19 protein-coding genes are annotated in these 21,059 nt (G+C 45.4%); 16 read left to right on the forward strand and 3 right to left on the reverse strand.

Annotated features, from left to right (window positions below; all coding sequences use genetic code 11):
- Positions 1-462 precede the first annotated feature (462 nt).
- Positions 463-1,239, forward strand: coding sequence for a RelA/SpoT domain-containing protein (locus H2O73_RS11620; RefSeq protein WP_182109015.1), 777 nt, complete (start codon positions 463-465; stop codon positions 1,237-1,239).
- A 103-nt stretch (positions 1,240-1,342) separates the two neighbouring features.
- Entirely contained in the window at positions 1,343-2,323 is a 981-nt protein-coding gene (locus H2O73_RS11625) for a DUF3187 family protein (RefSeq protein WP_182109016.1), read from the forward strand.
- On the opposite strand, the gene H2O73_RS11630 is transcribed toward H2O73_RS11625, so the two are convergent.
- The gene (locus tag H2O73_RS11630; RefSeq protein WP_182109017.1) at positions 2,320-3,063 is read right to left on the reverse strand and encodes a sporulation protein; all 744 of its coding nucleotides are present in this window, start codon (positions 3,061-3,063) and stop codon (positions 2,320-2,322) included. The two genes, H2O73_RS11625 and H2O73_RS11630, sit on opposite strands and share 4 nt — an antisense overlap.
- A 199-nt stretch (positions 3,064-3,262) precedes the next feature.
- Here H2O73_RS11630 and hutC point away from each other — a divergent pair, with 199 nt between their 5' ends.
- The 10 genes from hutC (at position 3,263) to artM (ending at position 13,706) form a co-directional block, all read left to right on the forward strand.
- A complete protein-coding gene (gene hutC, locus H2O73_RS11635) occupies positions 3,263-3,982 on the forward strand; it encodes a histidine utilization transcriptional repressor HutC (protein ID WP_182109018.1) in 720 nt (239 codons plus the stop codon).
- Positions 3,983-4,079: 97 nt separating this feature from the next.
- A complete protein-coding gene (gene hutI, locus H2O73_RS11640) occupies positions 4,080-5,324 on the forward strand; it encodes an imidazolonepropionase (protein ID WP_182109019.1) in 1,245 nt (414 codons plus the stop codon).
- Complete coding sequence (gene hutG, locus H2O73_RS11645) at positions 5,317-6,315, forward strand: formimidoylglutamase (RefSeq protein WP_182109020.1); 999 nt, start codon at positions 5,317-5,319, stop codon at positions 6,313-6,315. Before hutI ends, hutG begins: the two co-directional genes overlap by 8 nt.
- Positions 6,316-6,336: 21 nt before the next feature.
- Positions 6,337-8,034, forward strand: coding sequence for a urocanate hydratase (hutU, locus tag H2O73_RS11650; RefSeq protein WP_182109021.1), 1,698 nt, complete (start codon positions 6,337-6,339; stop codon positions 8,032-8,034).
- Positions 8,035-8,038: 4 nt separating this feature from the next.
- Positions 8,039-9,577 (forward strand): histidine ammonia-lyase, encoded by a 1,539-nt coding sequence (hutH, locus tag H2O73_RS11655; RefSeq protein ID WP_182109022.1) that lies wholly within the window; start codon positions 8,039-8,041, stop codon positions 9,575-9,577.
- 165 nt (positions 9,578-9,742) lie between these two features.
- Positions 9,743-10,471 carry a DUF3581 domain-containing protein gene (locus tag H2O73_RS11660; RefSeq protein WP_182109023.1) on the forward strand — a complete coding sequence of 243 codons (729 nt, stop codon included), beginning with the start codon at positions 9,743-9,745 and terminating at the stop codon, positions 10,469-10,471.
- Between the two features lie 337 nt (positions 10,472-10,808).
- Positions 10,809-11,537 carry an arginine ABC transporter ATP-binding protein ArtP gene (artP, locus tag H2O73_RS11665; protein WP_281364223.1) on the forward strand — a complete coding sequence of 243 codons (729 nt, stop codon included), beginning with the start codon at positions 10,809-10,811 and terminating at the stop codon, positions 11,535-11,537.
- A gap of 78 nt (positions 11,538-11,615) precedes the next feature.
- Positions 11,616-12,350, forward strand: coding sequence for a lysine/arginine/ornithine ABC transporter substrate-binding protein (locus H2O73_RS11670; RefSeq protein WP_182109025.1), 735 nt, complete (start codon positions 11,616-11,618; stop codon positions 12,348-12,350).
- A gap of 1 nt (position 12,351) precedes the next feature.
- Positions 12,352-13,041: an arginine ABC transporter permease ArtQ gene (gene artQ / locus H2O73_RS11675; RefSeq protein WP_182109126.1), complete on the forward strand. Its 690-nt coding sequence runs from the start codon at positions 12,352-12,354 to the stop codon at positions 13,039-13,041.
- Positions 13,038-13,706, forward strand: coding sequence for an arginine ABC transporter permease ArtM (gene artM / locus H2O73_RS11680; protein WP_182109026.1), 669 nt, complete (start codon positions 13,038-13,040; stop codon positions 13,704-13,706). Before artQ ends, artM begins: the two co-directional genes overlap by 4 nt.
- 74 nt (positions 13,707-13,780) lie before the next feature.
- Here the strand turns inward: artM and H2O73_RS11685 are convergent, their stop codons facing one another.
- On the reverse strand, positions 13,781-14,242 hold the full coding sequence (locus H2O73_RS11685) for a methyltransferase family protein (protein ID WP_182109027.1): 462 nt from the start codon (positions 14,240-14,242) through the stop codon (positions 13,781-13,783).
- On the reverse strand, positions 14,242-17,268 hold the full coding sequence (gene ydiJ, locus H2O73_RS11690; RefSeq protein WP_182109028.1) for a D-2-hydroxyglutarate dehydrogenase YdiJ: 3,027 nt from the start codon (positions 17,266-17,268) through the stop codon (positions 14,242-14,244). The genes H2O73_RS11685 and ydiJ overlap by 1 nt, the downstream gene beginning before the upstream one ends.
- 271 nt (positions 17,269-17,539) lie before the next feature.
- Here ydiJ and H2O73_RS11695 point away from each other — a divergent pair, with 271 nt between their 5' ends.
- The 4 genes from H2O73_RS11695 (at position 17,540) to H2O73_RS11710 (ending at position 21,042) form a co-directional block, all read left to right on the forward strand.
- A complete protein-coding gene (locus H2O73_RS11695) occupies positions 17,540-18,223 on the forward strand; it encodes a DUF3334 family protein (protein ID WP_182109029.1) in 684 nt (227 codons plus the stop codon).
- Positions 18,224-18,349: 126 nt separating this feature from the next.
- Positions 18,350-19,033 (forward strand): DUF2786 domain-containing protein, encoded by a 684-nt coding sequence (locus H2O73_RS11700; protein WP_182109030.1) that lies wholly within the window; start codon positions 18,350-18,352, stop codon positions 19,031-19,033.
- Between the two features lie 210 nt (positions 19,034-19,243).
- Positions 19,244-19,912, forward strand: coding sequence for a YiaD family glycine zipper/OmpA-like lipoprotein (locus H2O73_RS11705; protein ID WP_182109031.1), 669 nt, complete (start codon positions 19,244-19,246; stop codon positions 19,910-19,912).
- Positions 19,913-19,995: 83 nt separating this feature from the next.
- Positions 19,996-21,042 carry a tetratricopeptide repeat protein gene (locus H2O73_RS11710; protein WP_182109032.1) on the forward strand — a complete coding sequence of 349 codons (1,047 nt, stop codon included), beginning with the start codon at positions 19,996-19,998 and terminating at the stop codon, positions 21,040-21,042.
- Positions 21,043-21,059: the final 17 nt, after the last annotated feature.

Genomic DNA, 21,059 nt, shown 5'->3' on the forward strand with positions numbered 1-21,059 from the left:
CAAATTTAAACCGGCGAACCCAAAACAGCACTCAAAACAGCACTCAAAACAGCACTCAAAACAGCACTCAAAGTAGACAGATGATAAATCGAGTAAGCCGCAGAGTGTGAAATAACTCGGAGGAGTGCCGCGCTAAATTAGAGGGAATATAAAGTGGCAGGCAAGTAAGAGACTTGGGTAAACGTCACCAGCATTACGCAGCATCTTAAAATATGACCATCTATTCACATTACGTTCACTTTGCTTGGATATACTTGTTTACACTTTAAGGATGAACTAATTCGAGGCGTATCAATCCAAATGATGACAAGTGAGAGCTAGTTAAAACTTTTACACTAACGCTATTTGATAGGATTGAGTTTGCTCAGGTAGCCCCAATAGATAGTGTAAGACTTGTTTTGTTTAGGTGTGATGATTTTAATTCCCCTTTTTTCTAAGCAACGACAATTCTGAGGAGAGTGAATGAGCTTTTTCCTGCGAACGACGGCAATTATGCTATTAATGCTAAGCCGTTCTTCAGCTTTTGCCGCCATGCCTGTGGTTGCGCCTAATAGTGAAGGCAACCTAAATACCAACCAAGATCAGGTTTGTTCCAAAGCCTTCAAGCACAATTTAAGTGGCTTGTATGGCATTTCATCCACTGATACTACGCCAATTCAACCTTATTCTGATTTCGATGTGCTTTACAGTAAGGCGCACCAAGCTCAGTTCGAGCTAGAGACCATCTGTAAAAGTACCGCTCTTCTTACCAGCACTGACGCCTATTTTGCAGGCGTAAAATCGTCTCAACGTGCACAAGAAAAAATTGCTCTTGAACTGGACAACCAAGTAAACCGAATCACTGACTTAGCGCGAGCCACTATTGTCGCAGATGACGTAGCAAGTTTAATGGAAGTCTATGAAGTTCTTGACCGTGAAACGACTATCGTAAAAGTCAAAAACCGTTTCAAAAAGCCAGCCGCTTCAGGTTATCGTGATTTAAACCTATTGGTTAAACTGCCGAAAACCAATCTGGTCGCAGAAGTACAATTGCATTTGAAAGCCATTGCTGATGTTAAATCTGGACACGAACATAGCTTATATGAGCAAATCCAACATATTGAGCGCCAGGCAGAAACAGAGCAACGTGTACTAAGTGAATTTGAAACCGCGCAAATCGAAACCATGCGCCGCCAATCTCGCCAACTTTATCAAGATGCTTGGCAACCTTACATTACCACCAACTTGAGTGCTGCTTAATCGTCAAACAGGCTGAACTATCAGCCTGTTTTTAATCTATTTATGTCTCATTTCTCAATTACTAAACTATAGTTTTATCAAGAATAACTATAAGAGTTGAGATATGAACACAACCATTATTTTGGCGGGCGCGCCATTAATAACCGCACTCAATGTACACGCAATAACGCCTCCACCAGCCAACTATGGTCCGCTACAAACTTACGCACAATCACCATTCATTACTAATGGGCTGGCCCCGCAATTACGCTCGGGTTTTTCATTGCCAGTCGACAACGTCGAACTTTCCGCCTCACTCACTGCCGCCAGTATCTGGGCGCAGAACGGACACTATGAACTCGACTACTACCAAAACCAATTGCAGCTTGGTGGAAAATGGCAAATCGATCAATCTTGGCAATTTGAATTGGGTTATCGCTGGAATTATGCCGGCAACAACCATCTAGATTCGCTCACTATCGCGTTCCATGATTGGTTCTCCATCGACCAAAATGGCCGTGATTTGGTCGAGAATGACCGATACCTCATCGACATCCCAAACTATGGTATCGAGGAGCGTGATTTTCGTGGAGAGGTGCTAAGTCAAGGCTTATACAGCTACCTGCAATACCAACTCTATCAAACAACACGCCACGGGTTATCGTTAGGATGGAGTTTGTACTATAGCGATATTGGAAACACTCTTTTTGCGCACAGCGACTGGGAGCAAGCGTTGCAGCTCAACTATGGTTACCTCAATGGCAATCACGGTGTAGATGTCACTCTTAGCCAAACTTATCGAGATACACCGACCAATTTCACGCTAATGCCTTACGTATCCAATAATTGGTTTGTCGGAGCCAGTTACCAGTATCAATGGTATCAAAACCATTTTTTGATCGGACAGTTTGGTCTGTATGAAGGTATTTCTAATGCAGATGATGATTTTGCCAAGGTGGCAACAGAAGTCACGTTAGGGTATCGCTACCAAATGGTGCAATCAGCAGTGGAGTTTTCAGTGGTCGAAAATATGATCAATGCTGATAACAGTACCGACATCGCGTTTACTTTTGCTTATCGGTACCGTTATGGGGCGAGTGATTAGATCGCTAGAACTCGTGAAACAGCCGAGTGAACTTCTGCGTCCGATGCGTCACGAGATAAGGTGAATGAGAGATATTGATCACCACGCATGCCCAGTGAGCGGTCAACTTCAGCTAAGCAGTGTACCCACCCACCTTCAAGTACAAACGACAACTCGATCTCTTTCTTATTAATAAAACCGCCGTTTCTAAATTCGATTTCTTGGTAACAACCAGACTTTGAGCTGAAATTGCCACCGCGCAGGTAGCCTTTTTCAACATCCGCTTTAACCATTTCAAAACCGCCTCGCCCTATCGCAGCCAGTACTTTAGACACAACCGGCAGCGGATGAACTTCAACATAATCACGATCTTTTGGATCGATAGCAAAATCAATATCAAGCGTGGTTTCTAACCAAATATGGCACTGGTTTTTAAGTGCATTTAATGCCGTCACTGGCGTTTCGTCATGCAGTTTTAGCTCAAACGGTACTTGCTTTGCCTGATTAGCCTCAATCACAAATGGTTGTACCGCTTGCAGCTGACCTAGAATAAACTCTTGGTAACTAACACCATTATCGGACTCGACTTTCACTTCAGTACAAAGTTTGAGGTTGATAGCATCAATTTGTTGCTCAACGTCACCACCTTGAATATGCACCACACCTTTAACACTACCACCTTGTACTACCGCCATGCTGTCTAACACGGTGTCGACTTTTGCAGCCCCAATACCTAATGAAGCTTTTAACTTTCCAAACATCTTGTTCCCTTTGCTGATTCTTATTTTTTTCGCTTAATCACGAAATAGTGAGCTCGAATTTATATCTCACATCCATCAGTGCTGGTGCAAGCAATAATTGCGTGCACTCTCATTCGCTAGATTGCATTTTAATCTGAACTTGCATTTGTTAGGTCAAAACCATTACATTTGTATAGTCAATATTAATGAGTAGAAGTTCATGTCGCAATTACCGCTATACCAGCAAATCAAACGTTACATTATCAACCAGATCGATTCTGGTATTTGGTCTGTCGGTCAGCGCATTAGCACAGAACTCGAACTGACCGAGCAATTCAATGTCAGCCGAATGACGGTCAATAAAGCCATTCGAGATTTAGTCAGCGATGGTCGCCTGCAACGTACACCAAAGCTAGGTACCTTTGTTTGCCAAGTTCAAGACAAGGCAGAATCGCCATTGGTTGATATAAGAAACATCGCAATTGAGGTCACTGAACGCGGTCAATCATACAGCAATAAAGTAATCGCGCAGTCACAGATAAGTGCCGATGAAGCCACCGCAACTAAGTTAGGCGTGATGCGTGGCAGCCTAGTATTCTTTAGTGAAATCATACACTATGCGGATGAATTACCGATTCAGTTAGAACTGAGATGGGTTAACCCCGAATTTGCCACTGACTACCTTAAGCAAGATTTCACCGAGCAAACGCCAACCCAATACTTGTTTGATGCCTGCCCTCTTAGCGCGATTGAACACAGTGTAGAAGCCGTCACCATTGACAGCAAAAAACGCAAGCTACTCAAAATATCAGAAAGTGAGCCCTGCTTGTTGCTCAACCGTCGAACTTGGAGCGGCAACAATTTAGTCAGCAGTGCACTACTCTATCATCCGGGTTCCAGATACAAATTAAGCTCGACCATTAACCTAATACCTCGTTAATTATTCTATAAACCGATCACATTTCGGTTACATATCGCTTGATCAACGCACTACTTGCTACCATTATTTGTATATACATTATATTAAAGTGATGAGTATGAACGATACAGGCAGAACAAATGACTCGGCTTCCGCTAAGTATGATTTTCTATTAGAAAACGCTCGCTTAGTGACTATGGTGCCTGGAACTAACGGTTATCAGGTGCTTGATGCCCACCTCTATCTGCGTGATGGCAAAATCGCTGCCATCAGCCAGCATCGCCTAGATACATCCGTTACTGATGTCCTCGATTGCCAAGGCAAGTTGGTCACCCCGGGGTTTATCGACTCTCATACTCATCTTATCTACGCTGGCAATCGAGCCAATGAATTTGAAATGCGTCTCAACGGCGTGCCCTATCAAACCATTGCTCAACAAGGTGGTGGCATTCTTGCTACAGTGAAGGCCACACGCTTAGCCAGCCAGCAACAGCTTACAGAACAAGCGCTGCTCAGGCTTGACGGGCTAATCAATAGTGGCGTCACTAGTGTTGAGATCAAATCCGGTTATGGGTTAACGCTCAGCGATGAATTGAAAATGCTTCGCGCAGCCAAAGCACTAGAGAACCACCGCCAAATTCGAGTCTCAACCACTTTATTAGCCGCTCACGCCGTGCCACCAGAATTTAAAAATCAAGCTGAGCGCTACATAGATTTAGTATGTGAAGAGATTATCCCTGCCGCTGCCAGCGAGAGCTTAGCCGACAGCGTTGATGTATTTTGCGAATCAATTGGCTTTAGCACCGCGCAAACAGAACGAGTTTTTCAAGCGGCGCAGCAACATGGCTTAGCCGTCAAAGGGCACACAGAGCAGCTCTCCAATTTAGGTGGCAGCGCTTTAACCGCTCGGTATAACGGATTATCTGCGGATCATATTGAATACCTTGATGAAGCTGGCGTAATCGCCATGGCAAATTCAGGCACGGTAGCTAACCTGCTTCCGGGCGCTTTTTACTTCCTACGTGAAACTCAAAAGCCACCAATTGAGTTACTTCGCCAATATAAAGTCCCCATGGCGATTGCCAGTGATATCAATCCAGGCACCTCACCCTTCGCAGATTTGACTATGATGATGAATATGGGTTGTACGTTATTTAACCTCACGCCTGAAGAAACACTACGTGGGGTGACATGCCACGCAGCCTCAGCACTCGGCGTGGGTAACAATCGCGGTCAAATTGAGATTGGTTTCGATGCAGACTTAGCAATATGGGATGTCGAACACCCCGCTGAATTTAGTTATCTACAAGGCGTAAAACGTTTATACGCCAGACTGATTCAGGGAGCGGTAAGTTATGCCTAAACCACCCATTACCCAGCAAGAATTTCATTGGCAAGGACGTGTCGATGATGAAGATGGCGCAGCAGGAAGCCGTGTCCATAGCGTAATAAAGTCAATGCAAGTGAGCGAGTTGCAACCGCATCAAAATGCAGTGAGCATTATCGGTTTTGCTTGCGATGCCGGAGTCGCGCGCAATAAAGGGCGTGTTGGCGCACGTAAAGCGCCTGATTTGATCCGCCGCGCGTTAGCAAATATGGCGTGGCATAAACAGAGCCGGCTAATCGATTTAGGTACCGTTACTTGCGACGACGATCTGCTTGAACAAGCGCAGTCTCAATGCGCAGAGGTGATCGCTCTGGCTCTGCGTTCTACGCCCGTTATCACCTTAGGTGGTGGACATGAGGTCGCATGGGCTTCGTTTCTCGGTTTAGCGCAGCATCTACAACATCTTAATCTCGCATCTGCACCACGAATTGGCATTATCAATTTCGATGCACACTTTGACTTACGTGCCTTTGAACACCCTAGTGTCGATATCAAGACCAGTTCTGGAACACCATTTACTCAAATTCAACATTACTGCCAAGAGAAACAATGGCCATTTCACTACGCCTGCTTAGGCGTCAGCCGCGCAAGTAACACACCTGCGCTATTTGAACGAGCTGAAAAACTTAATGTTTGGTATGTAGAAGATAAAGATCTCTCTCATCTCAACCACATTTACCACTTAACCCAACTTCAACACTTTATCGATAACTGTGACTACATCTATCTCACTATCGATTTGGATGTTTTCCCTGCCGCGATAGCCCCAGGTGTTAGCTCACCGGCGCCACGTGGCATCAGTTTGGATACCATAAACCTCTTTTTAGAGCGGATCCTCCATTACAAAGAAAAGTTGGTGATTGCCGATATTGCTGAATACAACCCCACCTATGACGTCGATAGCCAAACGGCTCGGCTCGCAGCAAGGTTGTGTTGGGATATTGCCAACGCCTTCTCTGAAAAATAGTGAATCACAAGGAGTCTTCTTATGACGGAACGCAGCAGTAACGACACGCGTCTCGACACACAACGTACTATTCGTGCCCCACATGGAACCAAGCTACGTGCTCGTTCTTGGTTAACCGAAGCCCCACTGCGCATGCTGATGAACAACCTCGATCCCGATGTGGCTGAGCATCCCCATGCTTTAGTGGTTTATGGTGGCATCGGTCGTGCGGCCCGTAATTGGGCGTGTTATGACAAAATCGTTGAAGTATTGGAGCGTCTCGAAGAAGATCAAACATTGCTTGTGCAATCAGGCAAACCTGTCGGTGTATTTCCAACCCACAAAGATGCTCCACGAGTGTTAATTGCTAACTCTAATCTCGTACCGCACTGGGCAAATTGGCAGCACTTTAACGAGCTCGATAAGCAGGGCTTAATGATGTACGGGCAAATGACCGCAGGTAGCTGGATCTACATCGGCACGCAAGGCATTGTTCAAGGCACCTACGAGACATTTGTCGCCGTAGCCAAACAACATTTTGCAGGCCAAAGCCAAGGTCGTTGGATTCTTACTGGTGGTCTTGGGGGCATGGGTGGCGCACAACCTCTTGCTGCGACTATGGCCGGTTTTTCAATGCTTGCGGTTGAGTGCGATGAATCTCGCATTGATTACCGTTTACGTACTGGTTATGTCGATAAAAAAGCCACCAGCCTAGATGAAGCATTAGAACTCATTTACAGCAGTGATGAGCCAGTTTCAATCGGTCTGCTCGGCAATGCTGCAGACATATTTGCTGAACTGGTTGAACGCAATATCACCCCAGATGTTGTCACCGACCAAACCTCTGCACACGATCCTCTCAATGGTTACCTGCCGCAAGGCTGGAGCATGGAATTTGCCGAGCAAATGCGTCAACAAGATGAAAACAAAGTCGTCGCCGCTGCAAAACAATCGATGGCAACCCAAGTCAAAGCGATGCTTGAGCTGCAATCTCGCGGCGCTGCAACTCTCGACTACGGCAATAATATTCGCCAGATGGCACTAGAAGAAGGTGTAGAGAATGCCTTTGACTTCCCAGGTTTTGTGCCTGCGTACATTCGCCCGCTATTTTGTGAAGGTATTGGACCTTTCCGCTGGGCTGCTCTTTCTGGTGACCCTGAAGACATTTACAAAACCGATCAGAAAGTAAAAGAGCTGATCCCCGATGACCCGCATTTGCACAACTGGCTCGATATGGCGCGCGAACGCATTCAATTCCAAGGGTTACCAGCGCGTATTTGTTGGGTTGGACTAAAAGACCGCGAGCGTTTAAGCCAAGCGTTTAACCAAATGGTCAAAGATGGTGAGCTAAAAGCTCCTATTGTGATTGGTCGCGACCACTTAGATTCAGGCTCAGTTGCAAGCCCTAACCGTGAAACCGAATCGATGCTCGATGGTTCTGACGCCGTTTCCGACTGGCCGCTCCTCAATGCCCTACTCAATACGGCAAGTGGCGCTACTTGGGTATCGCTACATCACGGTGGCGGTGTAGGCATGGGCTTCTCACAACACTCTGGCATGGTAATTTGCTGTGATGGCAGTGACGATGCAAGCCGACGCATTGCGCGAGTATTACACAATGATCCAGCAACTGGCGTGATGCGACATGCTGATGCCGGCTACGATATTGCCAAGCAGTGTGCAGCTGATCAACGTCTCGATCTACCTATGCTCAACCAAGAACTCGCTAAGCTGCGTTAGGAGAATGAAGATGTTAAACCTAATACTTAAGCCTGGTTGCCTGAACCTGAAGCAATTACGTCAAATCAGTCGTTCTCCGGTTAACCTCAGCTTAGATCCCGAGTCATTCGCAGCGATTGAACAAAGTGCTGCGGTGGTAGAGCTGGTTATCGCTGAAGATCGCACCGTTTATGGCATCAACACTGGCTTTGGTTTACTCGCCAATACCCGCATCGAACCTAAAGATCTCGAAGTACTGCAAAAAAGTATTGTTTTGTCTCATGCAGCAGGCATAGGCAAATTTATGTCTGATGAGACCGTCCGCCTGATGATGGTGCTTAAAATCAATAGCCTTGCCCGTGGTTATTCCGGCATTCGCTTATCGGTCATCCAAGCTTTAGTTGAACTGGTCAATGCCCAAGTCTACCCATGCGTACCAAAAAAAGGCTCAGTCGGCGCCTCGGGTGATTTAGCGCCTCTGGCACACATGAGCACTGTTCTACTAGGTGAAGGGCAAGCTCGCCATAATGGCAAAGTCATTTCAGGAATTGAGGCGCTTGCTATCGCAGGTTTAAGCCCAATCACACTGGCACCAAAAGAAGGCTTAGCGCTGCTCAATGGTACACAAGCCTCAACAGCCTTTGCTCTGGAAGGGCTCTTTGCCGCAGAAGACCTCTATGCCTCGGCAACCGTATGTGGCGCAATGTCTGTAGATGCGGCGCTAGGTAGTCGTAAGCCATTTGACCCACGTATTCATCGTGTCCGCGGTCATCGCGCTCAAATGGATGCCGCAACGGCGTATCGCCAGATGCTTGATAACAGCAGTGAGATTGGTCAATCCCACACTGAATGTGAAAAGGTTCAAGACCCTTACTCACTGCGCTGCCAGCCTCAGGTGATGGGCGCATGTTTACAACAAATACGCAATTCCGCCGAGATTTTACAAGTTGAAGCCAACTCTGTATCTGATAACCCTCTCGTCTTTGCCGAAGATGGTGACATCATCTCAGGCGGCAACTTCCACGCAGAGCCTGTCGCCATGGCAGCCGATAACTTAGCACTGGCGATTGCTGAAATTGGCAGTTTGTCTGAACGACGTATGGCGCTGCTAATTGATAGCGCATTAAGCAAACTGCCACCATTCTTGGTTGATAATGGCGGAGTCAACTCGGGCTTTATGATTGCTCAAGTTACAGCCGCTGCATTGGCGAGTGAGAACAAAACCCTTGCCCACCCAGCTTCGATTGACAGTCTGCCAACGTCAGCGAACCAAGAAGACCACGTTTCAATGGCGACATTTGCTGGTAGACGTTTGCGTGATATGGCGGAAAATACCCGTGGTATTTTGGCCGTCGAGTATCTTTCAGCCGCACAAGGGCTCGACTTTAGAGCGCCGCTTAAATCCTCAAACAGGATTGAAATTGCCAAGCAAAGGCTGCGTGAAAAGGTCACTTTCTATGATAAAGACCGCTACTTTGCCCCTGATATAGAACAGGCAAATACCCTATTGAAACAAGCTATCCATAATGACCTAATGCCAGACAATACCCTGCCAAGTATCTGATATATAGTTAATTAGAGTATTGAACGTCTCAAGGGTGCAATCATTTGGGTTGCACCCTTTGCTATGACTGACTACAGAGATCTTTTCAACATCATCACTGGATTGACCAGTCTAGCCAATTCCTCATATATAATCGCAAGCAGTTTTGGCTACTAAGCGTAAGATATGTTTCTATCATCGTACTTTTCTACACAAGATCATCAATTCCAATTCACTCGCCTTCAAGCGAGCCATTTTGCTAAAAAAGTGGCAGGCGACTTCAACCCAATTCACGACGAAGACAACAAGCGCTTCTGTGTTCCTGGGGACCTACTGTTTGCCGTATTACTAAGCAAGCAAGGTATCAGCCATAAAATGCGCTTTAACTTCTCTGGAATGGTGAGTGACGGTGTTGCACTTCATATCGACAACAAATGCGAAAAAGAAGCCGCAGTAGTTGATGCTAATGGTAAAGAATACCTGCACATGAACCGCGAAGGCGACGTTAACCAAAATGCGGAATTTATTGAGCATGTGGTCGCAAATTATGTTCGCTTCTCAGGCATGAACTTCCCGCACATTATGGTACCGCTAATGGAAGAGAAGCAGATGATGATCAACTGCCAGCGCCCATTAGTGATCTACGAAAGTATGGAAATCGAATTTGAGCGCCTTGATTTGACTGACCCTGAAGTGACCTTCTCTGGTGCTACTTTTGATGTCGAAGGTAAACGCGGTCTTGTCACATTAAACTTTGACTTCATTCAAGATGGTGAAGTGGTCGGTAAAGGCATCAAACGCATGGTTGCAAGTGGTCTTAAGCCATACAACCAAGAAGATATCGATGACTTAGTTAACCGTTTCCACGAGCGAAAAGATGCGTTTCTAGCGCAATTTTCTCAAGCCGCTGCTTGAAAGTAACTCGCTACATCGAGCCTCGCTAAAATAGCGGGGCTTTTTTACGCCTGCGATATGCCCACCAAACCTTCCTTTTCTTCGAACTTTGCCCCTTCATCATTAAAAGATTCACCTTGTTATAAACACGCTATCACCCGTCGAGTTAACTTTTGATTAAATGCATAACACTGCATAGAGACATTTATCACCATCTATTTATTCAGTGATATCTATTATCTTACTGGTCAATATTTATACATAATATTAACAAGATAAATTTATATACATTTTTATTGCATAATTTCGCAGTTTTAGTAGTATGAATGCCATGTGGTAATTAATGCAGTTTTTAAGCATGAGTATTCAAGTAAAGCAAATCAACAAATCTTACGGCACTACCCAAGTTCTTCACGATGTTAGCTTCGAATGCAACAACGGCGAGACACTTGTATTGCTTGGTCCAAGTGGCGCGGGAAAAAGCTCACTGCTTCGTGTATTGAACTTACTTGAAAGCGCAGACGATGGTCAGCTATCGATTACGGATCATCAATTTGATTTCTCTGCGCCGATTGCAGAAAAACAAGAACTGCAACTACGCCGCAAAGTCGGCATGGTATTTCAGCAGTACAACTTGTGGCCTCACATGACGGTAATGCAAAACCTGATTGAAGCACCGGTTAAAGTAGCAGGCATGACAGTTGAAGAAGCAAAAAAACAAGCATTAGAAATACTTACTACGCTGCAACTCGCCGATAAAGCGGATACTTGGCCATTACAACTGTCGGGTGGACAACAGCAACGTGTCGCGATAGCAAGAGCTCTAATGATGAAGCCAGAGGTGTTGCTTTTTGACGAACCAACTGCAGCACTTGACCCTGAGATCACCACTCAAGTGGTCGAAATTATTAAAGAGTTGAGCGCGACGGGAATCACTCAAGTTGTTGTGACGCATGAAGTCGATTTTGCAAAGAAAATCGCATCGCATGTTCTCTATTTAGAGAAAGGTCACATCGTCGAACATGGCACTAATGAGATATTTTCCAATCCGCAAACCACTGCGTTTGCCGATTACCTAAAGCACTAATTATTCATTTAAGTCACACAATTTAAACTTTCGCTGCCCATTGACGGAGTCAGCCCTTGTAATTTATGGAGTAATACAATGAAAAAAATCCTTCTAGCTTCGTTAATCGGTGTTGTTTCAACTCACGCTCTTGCACAGGAAGAGATCAAGTTTGTGATGGAAGCGACTTACCCTCCTTTTGAATACATGGATGAAAGCAACCAAATCCAAGGTTTCGATGTTGATCTTGCTAACGCCCTGTGTGAAGAGATGAAAGCAAAATGTACCTTCCACAACCAAGCCTTCGATAGCTTGATCCCTGCCCTTAAATTCAAGCGTTACGACGCGGCAATTTCAGCAATGGATATTACTGACGCGCGTTTAGAGCAAGTTAACTTCAGTAACGCATACTACGACAATGCCGCTGCATTTATTGCAATGGAAGGTAAAGTCGCAGACCAAGCGGCACTAGAAGGTAAACGTGTAGGCGTACAAAACGGTTCAACACACCAAAGCTTCCTAATGGAGCAAATGCCAGGTGTGACAGCCGTACCTTACTCAAGCTACCAAGACGCTTTCATCGACATGAAAAATGGTCGTATCGACTCTGTATTTGGTGACAATGCCGTTGTTGCTGAGTGGTTTAAAAAAGATGACAACAAGCTAGCTTACGTTGGTGACAACATCACCAATGCAAAATACTTTGGTAACGGTTTCGGTATTGCAGTCAACAAAGACAACCAAGCACTTGTCGAAAAGCTAAACAAAGCGCTTGCGACGGTTTCAAGCAATGGCGTTTACCAAGACATCCACACTAAGTACTTCGGTAACTAATATGGGTTTAACGGGTTATTCTTTATCACTCGTACAAGCTAGCTGGATGACTATTCAGCTTGCTTGCACCAGTTTGATTGTTGGTCTTGTATTGGCAGTAGTATTCGCAACCGGCGAGATGTCTCGTCGCGTCGCCTTTAAATGGCCAACTACAGCATTTGTCACTGTCGTTCGTGGCTTACCTGAACTATTAGTGGTGCTGTTTATCTACTTTGGCTCCACGCAAGTGCTGTTTCTTATCACTGGCGAGTTTATTGAAATTAGCCCGTTTATCTCCGGCGTTATTGCCCTCTCGCTGATTTTCTCTTCATACGCTTCTCAAACCATTCGTGGCGCGCTGAAAGCAGTCAATAGAGGTCAACGTGAAGCTGCCGCCGCACTCGGTATGAGCCGAGCGCATGCCTTTTTTAAGATTATATTGCCACAAGCGGTTCGTCATGCTCTTCCCGGGCTGACTAACCAATGGCTAGTACTACTTAAAGATACCGCGCTGGTATCACTAATTGGTGTAACGGATCTATTGAAGCAAGCTCAGTTAACGTCTGCCTCAACTCATGAAGCATTTACATGGTACGCCACCGCTGCGGCTATCTACCTTGTGATCACCTTAATCACCCAGTATTTAGTTAAAATTATCGACGGTAAATTTGCTATCAAAGGCATGAGTGAACTGAAAGGAGCCAAAGCATGAAGCAAGAACATCTATGGCAAATGCTTGATGGGCTGGTCACCAGTTTCCAACTGACCATCGCCTCTCTCCTAGTTGGCTGCCTGCTTTCTCTATTAATGACGGTCATTTTGATCATGCGTACGCCCGTTCTTCATTGGCTAAGTCGTGGCATCATCATCCTATTTACGGGGACGCCACTACTGGTACAGATTTTCTTGGTCTACTATGGACCGGGACAATTTGAATGGGTTAGAGAGAGTATTTTATGGAACTGGCTAAGCCAGCCATGGTTCTGTGCCATGTTTGCCCTTGCATTGAATACCGCCGCATACAGTACTCAGTTGTTTAAAGGCGCGTTTAACACCATTCCTTCTGGGCAATGGCAAGCGTGTAAAGCATTGGGAATGAGTAAAGCACAGAGCTTGAAGGTGTTACTGCCTTACGCTCTTCGTCGCGCTGTGCCTGCTTATTCCAATGAGGTGATTTTGGTGTTTAAAGGCACATCACTCGCGAGTACCATCACCATTATGGATTTGATGGGCTATGCGCAAAGAATCAATGCTCAAACCTATGACACGCTGACGGTGTTCGGTATTGCTGGTCTGTTCTACCTGCTGGTCAATGGCGTGCTTACTCTGCTGTTCCGTCAACTAGAGAAAAAAGCATTGGCGTTTGAAGCCGCGTAATTTCTCTTGAAACAAACAAAAGCCGCAGATCTCTCTGCGGCTTTTTCGTTTAACTCGTTCATTTTTAAAGTAGGCTAAATCCAGCGTCTGACTCGATTTTTGTAATCGATGTACTGCACACCAAACAAGGCTTCTAAAGCTCTCTCTTCTGGCGCTATTTGAAAGCGATTCATATAAAGCACAAAACCTATCGGTAACAACAAACAAATGATATTTTGCTGCCAATAGCCAATACCGACTAATAAAATCAGCAATGCCAAATACATGGGGTTTCGGCTGTAAGCAAAGATACCACTGTCCACCACGGTGCTCGCACTGTCCACTTTCACTGGATTGACTGTCGTTTTTGCTTTACGAAATTCATTAACGCCAGCCACGCCAATCACGCCAGAAAGCACAATCGAAACCGCTAGCCCCCACCAAGGCAGGGGAAACTCAGCGGCGAAACCTAGCAAGGATTGATCAAACTTCACCATCGCAACAATAAAAATAATAAAAACCGCCACGGGTGGAATCTTTCGTTCCAATATCTCCATTACATAATCTCTAATAGGGCTTGTAGTGGGTGCTTGGTTTTCACTTTTTCAAAGCGTTTAACTTGGCTTCGGCACGAGTAACCTGTCACTAAGCATCGATCGGTTGGTAACTCTTCAAAACGCGGTTTCCAACTCAACTCATAAATGTCTTTTGACATCTCTAGCTTATCGACTTCGTGTCCAAACGTACCCGCCATACCACAACAACCCACAGGGACTGTATTTAGCTTAGCGCCAAAATGGGTAAAAATCGCGCCCCACTCTTTTTCTGCGTTCGGCAGTTTGGTTTTCTCCGTACAATGAGCGAGCAGATACCAAGCCTCACCCTTTGCTTCAAGTTGAGTAAACTCGTTCAGCCTTGGCAGCATCCACTCATGAACGGTCAATACATCAAATTCGCCACGTTTATCACCAAGAATTTCGTCATACTCGTCGCGGTAACACAACACCAATGCAGGATCGACACCCACCATCGGAATTGATAAGTCCGCCACTTGCTCTAAGAACATCGCGGTGTTTTTCGCACTTTTCGCAAACTGAGCTAAGAACCCTTTGATATGCTGCGCTTTACCGTTTGGTTTGAACGGCAACAAGACAGGTGTTTTGCCGAGCTTAGTAATTAGCTTAACGAAATCATCCACCACATCGGCATCGTAGTAGCTAGTGAACGGATCTTGGACGATCAACACATGCTCGGCTTTCTCTTCACCAGACATGGCAGCCAGAGCTTGCATATCAAATGGTTTAAGCTGTTTAACGCGTTTAGCCAAGGTAGGAACCGACAACAGCGGAGCATCGATATAGCCTACCGTTGCCGCTGTCACATCTTGTACCCATTTTTGCTTCAGCACACCGTTAACCAACGTGGGCGCTTTTGCCATCAACGGTAGCATGATTTCAATATTCGCCACCAAATAGTCTTTAGCTGGGCGTTGATAGCGGCTGTAATAGATATTTAAGAAACGCGCTCTAAAACTTGGAACATCCACTTTGATCGGACACTGGCTGGCACACGCCTTACACGCTAAACAACCATTCATTGCCTCATAGACTTCATGAGAAAAGTCATACTGATGACGTTTATTAAAGCTATTGCGCACGCGGTCAAGCATGGTTTTCACTGATGCGGTTTTAAGTGCCTGCTGTTCAAGGTCAAGAATATCGATGCCTTGTTCGGTTAACTGACGCAGCCATTCGCGTACAAGACCCGCTCGACCTTTTGGTGAATGACGGCGATCGGCACTCACTTTCATCGATGGACACATTGGCGATGCGGTATCGTAATTGAAACACAAACCGTTGCCGTTACATTCCATCGCTTGTTTAAAGCTATCACGAACCTCAACGTTGATCTGACGATCATAAAACCCACGTTTGGTGTCCGTCACTTTGACTAACTCATCCGCACTTTCCAATGGCGTACAGATTTTACCTGGGTTCATTTTATTGTGCGGGTCAAAAGCAGATTTTACACGGCGAAGCTCATTAAACAGCTCTTCACCAAAGAATTCCGGACCGTACTCAGAGCGGAACCCTTTGCCGTGTTCACCCCACATTAAGCCGCCATATTTCGCCACCAGCTTAACCACTTCATCAGACACTTCATGCATCAACAGTTCTTGCTGTGGGTCACACAGATCCAACGCAGGACGAACATGAAGAACACCCGCATCAACGTGGCCAAACATACCGTATTGAAGTTGCTTGTCATCTAACAGTTCACGAAACTCAACGATAAAGTCAGCCAAGTTTTCAGGTGGTACACAGGTATCTTCAGCAAAGGCGACTGGCTTTGCACGGCCTTTCGCTGCACCTAACAGACCCACTGCTTTTTTACGCATGTTGTAGATTTTACCGATACTGGTAACGTCACTACACACTTGATAGCCGATAATACCCGCTTCTTCGCTCGCGAGCATTTTGTCTAATCGCTCAGTCAACGCTGCAACTTGCTGTTCGACCTCTTGGCAATCTTGCCCTGCAAATTCAACCATGTTGATGCCCTGCATATCTTTGCCAGGTACATCGGTCAATAAGTCACTTACCGTGTGCCAAACAATGTCTTCTTTGGCAAGGTTAAGCACTTTAGAGTCAACGGTTTCCACCGACATCGCTTGAGCATCCACCATAAACGTGGCATTGCGCAAAGCGGAATCAAAGCTGTTGTATTTAACGTTAACTAAGGTGCGCGCTTTGGGGATTTTAGTCAGGTTGAGTTTGGCTTCAGTTATGAATGCCAATGAACCTTCTGCGCCACATAGAACACGGGTTAAGTTGAAGCTGTCATCTTGCTCATCAATGGCATTTTTCAAGTCATAACCGGTTAAAAATCGATTTAGCGGTGGGAATTTTGCCAGTATTTGCGGGCGCTTTTCACGGCATACTTGTTCCGTAACGTGTAATGCGCTGGCAGCATAACTACCTTCATCTGGCGTACCGTGTGATAAATCCGATTCTAAAATCGAACCATCGGCAAACACCGCTTGCAGTGACAAAACATGGTCTGACGTTTTGCCATATTTTAGCGAGCCTTGACCTGATGCATCGGTATTGATCATTCCGCCGAGCGTGGCTCGGTTACTGGTAGAGAGATCCGGTGAGAAAAAATACCCATAAGGACGAACAGCATCATTAAGCTGGTCTTTAATCACGCCAGTTTGCACGCGTACCCAGCCTTCTTGCTCATTAATTTCAAGCACTTGATTCATATGACGCGATAAATCAACCACCACGCCTTGGGTCAACGACTGACCATTTGTCCCAGTACCGCCTCCACGAGGAGAGAATTTAACTCGCTCATAGATAGGCTTAACACTGATTTTGCCGATTAAAGCAACATCATGCGTGGTTCGTGGATGGATAACAGCTTGCGGTAATTGCTGATAAACACTGTTATCGGTTGCAACTGCGAGTCGGCTTGAATATTGTGTTTCGATATCGCCCGTGAAGCCTGCGTTTTTTAATTCATCTAAAAAACTGAGTACCACATGATCGATATCTTGATGAGAATGAAGTCTTGGTAACATTGCGTCCTGCCCCTACGGCACTGATCCAATCAGCATTGGGTTGTTATTCTTTTGAATTTCGTCACTTTACAACATTTAAAAGCGTGATCAAAACAGAATTACAGTGCCAAAATAGAAATTGTGGCGAATACTTATCTTCAGCTTTTTATCGCATAATAAACGAAGAACTCTTTAACCAACCTCATTAGCCATTTTTTGTGAAAGCTGCTCAAGAAAGCAGGCATATTGATCGCGGTTGGTTCTCTCACTCAGCAGCATTTGAACCGAGCAAATGAAAAAGAACAAAATCGTAACAACAGAAGATATCCTTTTGAAACTTTGTCAGTCGGTGTCTGGCGTACTTAGCTCAGCCACTGACTCTAACGTCTCTTATTCTGCGATGGTGCAGAAAATCAATAAAACCAGCCTTAAGCCTGATTTTGGTTGCTTCGTATTGTTTGATGGCGGGTTTTCAGGCCTAGTGGTGATCAACTTTACCGCCAAAGCCGCTTTAGAGCTGTACACTAAATACATGCAACATATGGGCTTCCCACCGGAAGAACTGGCCATTGCGCATACTTCAGACGAAGTGGGCGATGTTCTTGGTGAACTGATGAACCAACTGGTTGGCGATTTCACCAATAAGATCCGTAAAGAGCTGCAAACGCACATTACGCAAAACCAACCGAAGATGTTGTCTTTAAACAAACAAGTGATTCTTTCAGTTGACACCAACTTGGATCGTCCGCAAGCACGCCGAGTCACCTTCTCAACTGAAAACCACAACATCTTCTACCTTGAACTTGCTATGGATAAAACTGAATTTATTCAACTTGAAGAGTTTGAAGTAGACGAAGATGAAAACCCAGATGACATTCTAGAAAAAGCGCAGCAAAAAATGCGTGAAAAAGAGAAAACCTCTGATGCTAAAGGCAATTCAGATGCGGATGATCTCCTAAGCGAGCTTGGTCTTTAACCCCTCCCCTAAGGCTCCGAATTGACGGAGCCTTTCTTCATTATTTCTCAGACTAAAGTTGCGACGTACACCAAGAACACGTTAAAATGGTCGACTTTGTTATTTTTATGAGTTTTGTCGTCGTCAATGCATAAACAAAAAGCCCTTAAAAAGATTGCCAAATGTCTTGAACTTGGTAACTCTGCCAACGTCAATGAAGCTGCCAATGCGATTAAAATGGCGCATAGCCTCATGCTCAAATATGGCTTGGATAAGGATGATATTGAGTTTATCAAGATGGGCAAAACCCAATCGACTCACCTTTTGCCATCAAACATTAGCTCTACGCTGCTGCGCATTATTCGTGGTATCAACACTCGCTTTGGTGTCGAAGCGGTATTGCTCAACCACAAAGGCTTAAAGCGTGTTGAGTTTATCGGTGAAGCCGACCGCGCGATCTTTGCCGCCTTTGCATTTGATATTGTCTACCGTGAATTGAACGAACACACCGGTAAATTCCGCAACAGCTTTGCTGGTACGGGAACCTCTTCAATGGAAGTGACTCGTCGCGTGAACTCATTTATTTCAGGTTGGGTGGAAGGTGCACTAGAAAAGCTACCGCTTATCGCGCCAGATGATGACTCAAACAACAAAATTGAAGATTACATCGATAAAGAGTTTAAAAATATCGACCGCGAAACGTTCAAACAACAGCTTCGCGAAGCGATGAAAAACTTAACCGATGATTACGAAGTCGGCCTAAAAAAAGGTCGCACGCTATCGGTAAGCCGCCCTATTGATGGCGCACAAGCCCCAAAATTGCTGCGCTAAATTCCAAAATAGTAACAAGCCGTCGATGAACAATGCATCTGCGGTTTGTTTTATTATTGCTTCATTTTGATGGATTAATGAACGCTTTATTCACTGCTTGTTAATCTTGTGTCAAATATAGTGGTGTCTGTTTGACATACAGGACGTCATCAGTTTTATTGACGACCATCAATACTCTGAATATATCCCTTTCACATGGAGAACTTTTCCGTGAAAAAACTAACTCTTGCTCTTGCACTCACTATCGCTTTAACAGGTTGCCAAGCGACACAACGTCAAAATGCGACGACTGGCGAATCTGAAACTAACTCGGCCACTAAAGGTGCACTAATTGGTGCCATCGCTGGTGTGGCAGTAGGTTTAGCGACTGGTGATAACGCAAAAGAACGCCGCAAAAACGCATTGATTGGCGCCGCTGGCGGTGCTGCAATCGGTGGTGGTGCTGGATATTACTTTGACCAACAAGAAGCCGCGTTACGTAAACAGCTGCTTGATTCTGGTGTACAAGTTGAACGTGTTGGTGAAAACCAACTGCTGCTTCGTCTAGAAAATGGCATCGGCTTTAATTCAAGTTCTTACCAGTTAGATCCGTCAATCCACCGCACTCTACGCGGCATTGCCACTATTCTGGTTGAATACCCAGACACGAGTCTCGTGATCGAAGGTCACACAGACAGCACTGGTAACGACACTATGAACCAAACACTTTCAGAGCGCCGTGCTGAGTCTGTTCGCAGCTACCTTGTTCAACAAGGTGTTGCTCCAGGTCGTGCGATCTCTCGTGGCTATGGTGAGCGTTTCCCATTGTGCTCAAACGACACCACTGCGGGTCGCGCATGTAACCGCCGCGTTGAAATTCAGATCTTACCTCTGAAATAATCGTCATCGATATCGCCCACACTATGTTACTGTTGTTTCATCAGTGTGGGCGTAAATCTAGCTAAACAGGAAGTGACAGCAATATGATGAAATTTGTTTCGACTCTGCTCTTTTACGTTTCATCTCTCGCCTTCGCCAACACTTCTAGCCCTTCGTTTTCTGAACTACTCGCCCAAGCCGAGTTAGATAACCCGCGCGCTCAATACCAAGTTTCACAAGCTTACCAACAGGGCTCTGAAGTAGAGAAATCGAACCAAGAAGCATTCTATTGGCTAGAGCAAGCCGCACAGAATCGATACAAACCGGCACAATACGATTTGGTAGCCCAGTACCTCAATGGCGGATTAACTAAACCGAATCTTGATAACGCCCTTTACTGGTTGACCAAACTTGCCATCTCTGGTGACGATAAAGCACAGTTTGAACTTGGGCAATTATATCAAGAGCACCAACTTGATGTTGATGCACAATCTCAAGCCAAGCTTTGGTATCACGTTGCCGCAGAGTCAAACCCTGCAGCGGAAGAAGCGTATGCCGCACTGTTAGAAGCTCAGTTCAACCAGCAACGCGCAAAACAGTTGGCGCAGATGAACAAACTTGATAGCGAATCGAGCGAGACGCAAAACGACACTTCGTTTTGGTCTTCCTTGCCATACGAACCACAACTTGCGCTGGCAACACTGCTCGTTGTGAGCTTAACCGCAAGCTCTGCGTGGCTATGGCGTAGGAAAAAACAACTTGCCCATCTAGACTCTCGCCGTGAAGCTCTCGCGATTACCGATCAAACAGCATCTGAAAATCAGCAGCTAAAAACACAGATTGCAAAACAAGATCGGGCACTCAAAAAACAGAAACAACAACTCGAACTGCTCTACCAACAGCTAAAGAAGCATCAAGCAACCGTTAGCTCAGCGAGCCCAGTTAGAGCCCCAGCGAGCACCCCACTTTCAATAGCGTGCGCGATGTTCGGCTTTGAAGAGAAGCAAATCCCTGATACGAGTAAAATCAAGCAGCGTTACAAACAGCTATGTAAGATTTACCATCCCGACTTGAAAGGCAGTGATGAAGAGATGAAACGACTAAATCACTCGTTAAAAATCATATTGGAGCGCAGCAGCAATAATCGTTAATAAAATGTTACATGAAC

This window comes from Vibrio marinisediminis, from assembly GCF_014050145.1.
Taxonomy (GTDB): Bacteria; Pseudomonadota; Gammaproteobacteria; order Enterobacterales; family Vibrionaceae; genus Vibrio; species Vibrio marinisediminis.

Bases quoted from the DNA above. Each gene is read 5' to 3' on its own strand.
- artQ (WP_182109126.1), top strand. From the start codon at position 12,352: ATGGGTTTAACGGGTTATTCTTTATCACTCGTACAAGCTAGCTGGATG.
- H2O73_RS11700 (WP_182109030.1), top strand. From the start codon at position 18,350: ATGCATAAACAAAAAGCCCTTAAAAAGATTGCCAAATGTCTTGAACTT.
- hutU (WP_182109021.1), top strand. From the start codon at position 6,337: ATGACGGAACGCAGCAGTAACGACACGCGTCTCGACACACAACGTACT.
- artM (WP_182109026.1), top strand. From the start codon at position 13,038: ATGAAGCAAGAACATCTATGGCAAATGCTTGATGGGCTGGTCACCAGT.
- artP (WP_281364223.1), top strand. From the start codon at position 10,809: ATGAGTATTCAAGTAAAGCAAATCAACAAATCTTACGGCACTACCCAA.
- H2O73_RS11660 (WP_182109023.1), top strand. From the start codon at position 9,743: ATGTTTCTATCATCGTACTTTTCTACACAAGATCATCAATTCCAATTC.
- H2O73_RS11670 (WP_182109025.1), top strand. From the start codon at position 11,616: ATGAAAAAAATCCTTCTAGCTTCGTTAATCGGTGTTGTTTCAACTCAC.
- H2O73_RS11625 (WP_182109016.1), top strand. From the start codon at position 1,343: ATGAACACAACCATTATTTTGGCGGGCGCGCCATTAATAACCGCACTC.
- H2O73_RS11620 (WP_182109015.1), top strand. From the start codon at position 463: ATGAGCTTTTTCCTGCGAACGACGGCAATTATGCTATTAATGCTAAGC.
- hutG (WP_182109020.1), top strand. From the start codon at position 5,317: ATGCCTAAACCACCCATTACCCAGCAAGAATTTCATTGGCAAGGACGT.
- hutC (WP_182109018.1), top strand. From the start codon at position 3,263: ATGTCGCAATTACCGCTATACCAGCAAATCAAACGTTACATTATCAAC.
- H2O73_RS11695 (WP_182109029.1), top strand. From the start codon at position 17,540: ATGAAAAAGAACAAAATCGTAACAACAGAAGATATCCTTTTGAAACTT.
- hutI (WP_182109019.1), top strand. From the start codon at position 4,080: ATGAACGATACAGGCAGAACAAATGACTCGGCTTCCGCTAAGTATGAT.
- hutH (WP_182109022.1), top strand. From the start codon at position 8,039: ATGAAGATGTTAAACCTAATACTTAAGCCTGGTTGCCTGAACCTGAAG.
- H2O73_RS11630 (WP_182109017.1), bottom strand. From the start codon at position 3,063: ATGTTTGGAAAGTTAAAAGCTTCATTAGGTATTGGGGCTGCAAAAGTC.
- H2O73_RS11710 (WP_182109032.1), top strand. From the start codon at position 19,996: ATGATGAAATTTGTTTCGACTCTGCTCTTTTACGTTTCATCTCTCGCC.
- H2O73_RS11685 (WP_182109027.1), bottom strand. From the start codon at position 14,242: ATGGAGATATTGGAACGAAAGATTCCACCCGTGGCGGTTTTTATTATT.
- ydiJ (WP_182109028.1), bottom strand. From the start codon at position 17,268: ATGTTACCAAGACTTCATTCTCATCAAGATATCGATCATGTGGTACTC.